6 protein-coding genes are annotated in these 5,468 nt (G+C 33.6%); 4 read left to right on the plus strand and 2 right to left on the minus strand.

The annotated features are described in order from the left end of the window. Positions 1–84: 84 nt before the first annotated feature. Both lacA and ACTHW2_RS10370 read right to left on the minus strand, forming a co-directional pair. Positions 85–519, minus strand: coding sequence for a galactose-6-phosphate isomerase subunit LacA (lacA, locus tag ACTHW2_RS10365; protein WP_091633011.1), 435 nt, complete (start codon positions 517–519; stop codon positions 85–87). Between the two features lie 20 nt (positions 520–539). Then, the gene (locus tag ACTHW2_RS10370; protein ID WP_442263846.1) at positions 540–1,334 is read right to left on the minus strand and encodes a DeoR/GlpR family DNA-binding transcription regulator; all 795 of its coding nucleotides are present in this window, start codon (positions 1,332–1,334) and stop codon (positions 540–542) included. Positions 1,335–1,501: 167 nt separating this feature from the next. On the opposite strand from ACTHW2_RS10370, the gene ACTHW2_RS10375 reads away from it, so the two are divergent. The 4 genes from ACTHW2_RS10375 to ACTHW2_RS10390 form a co-directional block, all read left to right on the plus strand. Then, a complete protein-coding gene (locus ACTHW2_RS10375; RefSeq protein ID WP_272980718.1) occupies positions 1,502–1,813 on the plus strand; it encodes a PTS lactose/cellobiose transporter subunit IIA in 312 nt (103 codons plus the stop codon). A gap of 5 nt (positions 1,814–1,818) precedes the next feature. Beyond that, positions 1,819–3,537, plus strand: a complete 1,719-nt coding sequence (locus ACTHW2_RS10380; protein ID WP_091633018.1) for a lactose-specific PTS transporter subunit EIIC — start codon at positions 1,819–1,821, stop codon at positions 3,535–3,537. Then, complete coding sequence (lacG, locus tag ACTHW2_RS10385) at positions 3,537–4,943, plus strand: 6-phospho-beta-galactosidase (protein ID WP_091633020.1); 1,407 nt, start codon at positions 3,537–3,539, stop codon at positions 4,941–4,943. The genes ACTHW2_RS10380 and lacG overlap by 1 nt, the downstream gene beginning before the upstream one ends. Positions 4,944–5,011: 68 nt before the next feature. Further along, positions 5,012–5,468 (plus strand): family 1 glycosylhydrolase (locus tag ACTHW2_RS10390; protein ID WP_442263845.1); only part of this gene is annotated, 457 nt, incomplete at its 3' end.

Here is a 5,468-nt window from a genome sequence, read left to right on the forward strand (position 1 = left end):
ATAATCATTAGTTCGTCTCCTTTATAATATAAAAATTTGTTTCAAATTTTATTTAAACCTAATATAATTTTAAAGCTAAGAAAATTAGCACATAGCATCCAGCATATCTACACGTATTTGATGGCGACCCCCTGAATATTCAGCACTAAGAAAAGTTTTTGTGATTTTTTTAGCCAAACGATCCCCTACTATTCCAGAACCTAGCGTTATCAGCGAAGCATTATTATGGTCTCTAGTCATTTTTGCAGAGTGTTCATCTGAAATTTCTGCAGTTATAATGCCTTTTATTTTAGACGCTGCCATGAACGAACCTGCACCTGTTTCATCGAACAAAATACCTGTAGATCCTTCATTATCTTTAATGGATTTGGTTACAGCTAAACTTGATTCAACAAAATCTTCAGCACCCTCTGGAGTAGTATCTATCACTTCCAAATCATTTATTTCTTTATTAATATAAGTTTTAATAACATTTTTTAATTCTAAACCCGCTTTATCTGAACCTAAAAATACTTTCACAATATATCGCTCCATTCTAATTAGTTAATTACTTTCGTAAATCTTTCAATTTCTTCTTTTTTAGTAGAAAACAATTTATTATCTGTTATCAATGTTGTTTTTTCATTTAATTTATAGAAACCGTAAAAATCTTCTTTAGCAACTTTACTATGATCAGCAACAAAGTACTTTTTTTGAGCGTTATCTAAGATTATGCTTTGTGTGGTTCCTTCTTCTTCGTTCGACGTAAATGCCATGTTTCGATTAATACCATTTACTCCTATAAATGCTTTTTTCACTCGTAGATCAGAAAGTGCCCGATTGGCTATACTTCCTACAAAAGCTCCTGTCCGTTCTCTATAACTTCCTCCTATCAGTATCAAATCATGTATATCTATTTTTTTAAACTTATTAAAAACATGGATAGAGTTCGTTATGATTCGCATAGGAACCACTTCGAGATAATCGCAAACTAATTCTATAGTTGTACCTGGTCCTAAAAATATCGTATCATCAGATTCAATTAAAGAAGCGATAATTTTTGCTATATACATTTTTTCAGAAATATTTATCTCTTGCTTCTCTGAATGAGAAAGTTCTTTCTCTGATAAATTTTCTGGGAGTTTAGCGCCTCCATGAACTCGTTGGATAAGTCCTTCTTCTTCTAAAGATTTAAGATCGCGACGAATTGTCATTTCTGTTACATCAAGTTCAGTAGTTAAATCTGATACACCTATAATTCCATGCGTGTTAACTAGTTTTTGAATAGTTTCTAACCTTTGATCTTTTAACAGTATAAAAACCTCCTTTAACAAATTGTTTGTTTTTGTTTGCAATTGTTTCTTTAGTAAATTTATCATTATAAATAATACATGTCAACTATATATTTATTTTATTTTTGTAGTTGACAATGCTATTCACCAGTGATATTCTAATCTTAACAAAAACAAACAAATAAGAAAAAAATAAAACATTTTCTTATAATAATTAGGAGGAAAGCTACATGGATAGAAAAGAAGCGAATATGATAGGTTTTGAGATTGTAGCTCACGCAGGAGATGCACGTTCTAACTTATTAGAAGCAATTGAGGCTGCCGAGAAAGGGGACTTTGAAAAAGCTGAAGCTTTAGTTGCTGAAGCAGATGAGAGTATAAATGACGCTCATAATACTCAAACTTCAATGTTATCTCAAGAAGCTGCAGGAGACGAAATAGAAGTTGGCTTTATAATGGTACACGGTCAAGATCATCTAATGACCACATTACTTTTACGTGATATTGTAAAACATCTAATAAAGCTCTATAAGAAAGGATGATATAAATGAATAATTTAATAGCTCAAATTGAGAAAATGAAACCGTTTTTCGAAAAGGTTTCCAGAAACAAGTATTTAAGATCCGTCAGAGATGGTTTTATCGCTGCTATGCCGGTAGTTTTATTTTCAAGTGTTTTCATGTTACTAGCTTATGTACCGAATATTTTTGGGTTCTATTGGAGTGAAAGCATCGAAGCTATTATCATAAAGCCATATAACTATTCAATGGGAATACTCGGTTTATTAGTTGCTGGAACCACTGCGAAGTCATTAACTGATTCTTTCAATAGGGACTTACCTAAGAATAATCAAATAAATAATATTTCTACAATGTTAGCTGCTATAGTTGGATTCTTATTGCTTTCTTCAGATCCAATTGTGGGTGGGTTTGCTAGTGGTTATTTAGGTAGTACTGGTCTATTATCAGCTTTTGTATCAGCTTTCGTTGTAGTAAATATTTATAATATTTTTATAAAAAACAATATTACTATAAAAATGCCTAAAGAAGTTCCACCCAACATTTCTCAAACATTTAAAGATTTACTTCCATTCGCTGCATCGTCTTTATTATTGTTAATTGTAGATATTGTTATTAGAAGCATTGTCGGAATAAATTTTGCTCAAGCAGTTATTCAAATGTTTCAGCCACTATTCACAGCTGCAGATGGCTATTTGGGATTAGCTCTGATTTATGGAGCTATGTCATTTTTCTGGTTTATTGGAATTCATGGTCCTTCTATTGTAGAACCTGCAATTTCAGCTATTATTTACCTGAATTTAGATGCCAATTTAAGGTTGTTTCAAGCTGGCGAACATGCTTCCCATGTTCTAACGCCTGGCGCTCAGCACTTTGTCGCTACTTTAGGAGGTACTGGTGCAACATTTGTTGTTCCTTTTATGTTTATGTTGATGGCTAAATCTAAACAAAATAAGGCAATTGGAAAAGCTTCATTTGTTCCAACATCGTTTGGAGTGAACGAGCCAATACTGTTTGGAGCGCCTATAGTTCTCAATCCGGTATTCTTCATTCCCTTCATGATAGCTCCAATTGCGAACATCTGGTTATTTAAAGTTTTTGTAGATATTCTTAAGATGAACAGTATTTTATACTTCTTGCCCTGGACTACTCCCGGCCCAATTGGCTTGGTTCTAGGTACAGGTTTTGCTCCTTTAGCCTTTTTGCTAGCTATTTTACTTTTAGCAATGGACGTTTTAATTTATTACCCATTCTTTAAGGTTTACGATGAGCAAATGTTTGAAAAAGAGAATAAGATTGTAGCAGAAGAAGCACAAAAAGAAAACACACCTAAAAAGAGCGTCGATGATTTAGTTTACGCTATGAATGAAAAAGAAGATAATGACGAAAAAAATGTCTTAGTTTTGTGTGCCGGTGGCGGGACAAGTGGTCTGTTAGCAAATGCGCTATCCAAAGCTGCTAAAGAATATAACGTCCCAATCAATTCTGCTGCAGGATCATACGGGGCTCACTATGATATCATGAAAGACTATGATTTAATTATACTCGCTCCACAAGTTGCTTCTAATTATGCAGATATTAAAAAAGACGCAGATAGATTAGGAATTAAATTAGTCAAAACTAAAGGAAAAGAGTATATATCTCTTACCAACGATCCAAAGGGTTCTTTAAACTTTGTTTTAGATATATTAAATGAAGAACAAGATCATGTAAGTAATGATCCGACACTATCTCAGGAGGGAATTTAATGTTGAAACTACCAGAAAACTTCATATTTGGAGGAGCAACCGCTGCTTATCAAGCTGAAGGTGCTGTTGATAAAGATGGAAAGGGAAGAGTAGCATGGGATACTTTCTTAGAAGAAAACTACTGGTATAGTGCAGAACCAGCAAGTGACTTTTATAATCGTTACCCAGTTGATTTAAAGTTGGCAGAAGAATTTGGTGTCAACGGAATCAGAATATCAATTGCCTGGTCACGTATTTTTCCAAAGGGCCATGGTAAAGTCAATAAGAAAGGCGTAGAATTTTATCACAACGTTATTGATGAAGCGCATAAGCGGGGTGTTGAGCCTTTTATAACACTACATCACTTTGATACTCCTGAAGCTTTGCATAAAAATGGAGACTTTTTAAATCGACAAAACATTGAATATTTTGTCGAATATGCTAAGTTTTGTTTTGAAGAATATGGTGACAAAGTCAATTACTGGACTACATTTAATGAAATTGGTCCAATCGGAGATGGACAATATCTTGCTGGTAAATTTCCACCAGGTATCAAATACGATTTCAGTAAAGTATTCCAGTCTCACCATAATATGATGTTAGCACATGCTAAAACTGTAAAATTATTTAAACAAAATAATTATCCAGGTGAAATCGGTGTTGTTCATGCTTTGCAAACAAAATACCCATATGATAAAGAAAATCCTGCAGACGTACGCGCCGCAGAACTTGAGGATATTATTCAAAATAAATTTATTTTAGACGCTACCTATAATGGTTCTTATTCTCAAAGAACTATGGATGGTGTAAATCATATTTTTGAAGCTAACGGAGGTTCATTAGATTTACGAGATGAAGATATGAAAATCCTCAACGAAGCAAAAGATTTAAATGATTTCTTGGGTATTAACCATTATATGAGTGACTGGATGCGAGCATATGATGGAGAAACAGAAATATTCCATAATAGTACAGGAGACGAAGGTACATCAGCTTACCGAATTAAAGGAGTAGGCGAAAAAGTTTTCGATGTCGATGTTCCTCGTACCGATTGGGATTGGATGATTTACCCCCAAGGTTTATATGATCAACTTATCCGCGTTAAAGAAGAATACCCTAATTACAAGAAGATTTATATAACTGAAAACGGTCTAGGGTATAAAGATGAAATTAAAGATGGTAAAGTTGATGATCAACCTAGAATTGATTATATTAAGGACTATCTAACAGCTGTCCATAAAGCAATTCAGGATGGAGTCAATGTACAAGGTTACTTTGTTTGGTCATTAATGGACGTCTTTTCATGGTCGAATGGTTATAATAAGCGTTATGGTTTATTCTATGTCGACTTTGACACTCAAGAAAGAACCCCTAAAAAGAGTGCATATTGGTATAAAGAATTAGCAGAATCTAAAGAAATTAAATAGCAACTAAATGGGATAGTACTTTATTGTGAAAGTACTATCCCTGACTATTAAAGGAGAGAGTTTATTTAATGATACACAAAAGCGTATTTAATGAGAAATTTTTATTCGGCAGTGCATCTGCCGCTTATCATTTTGAAGGTGCTTATGATAAAGACGGAAAAGGTATTGCTGTAGAAGATGTCATACCTCACTCACCTGAAGATGGGCGTACGAAGAAACCTGGACCAGGAAATTTGAAACATAGAGCAGTTGAGTTTTACAATCGCTACAAAGAAGATGTTAAATTATTTGGAGAATTAGGATTACGAGCTTTACGCACCTCTATAGCTTGGACAAGAATTTATCCAAATGGTATTGAAGAAGAGCCTAACGAGGCAGGATTACAGTTCTATGATGATTTATTCGATGAATTGTTATCACAAGGTATAGAACCAGTTATTACAATAACTCATACAGGTGAAATGCCACTATATTTAGCTGATAATTATAATGGTTTTGCTAATAAAGAGACGATTAAATATTATT

The organism is Tissierella sp. (assembly GCF_052089545.1).
Lineage (GTDB): Bacteria > Bacillota > Clostridia > Tissierellales > Tissierellaceae > Tissierella_A.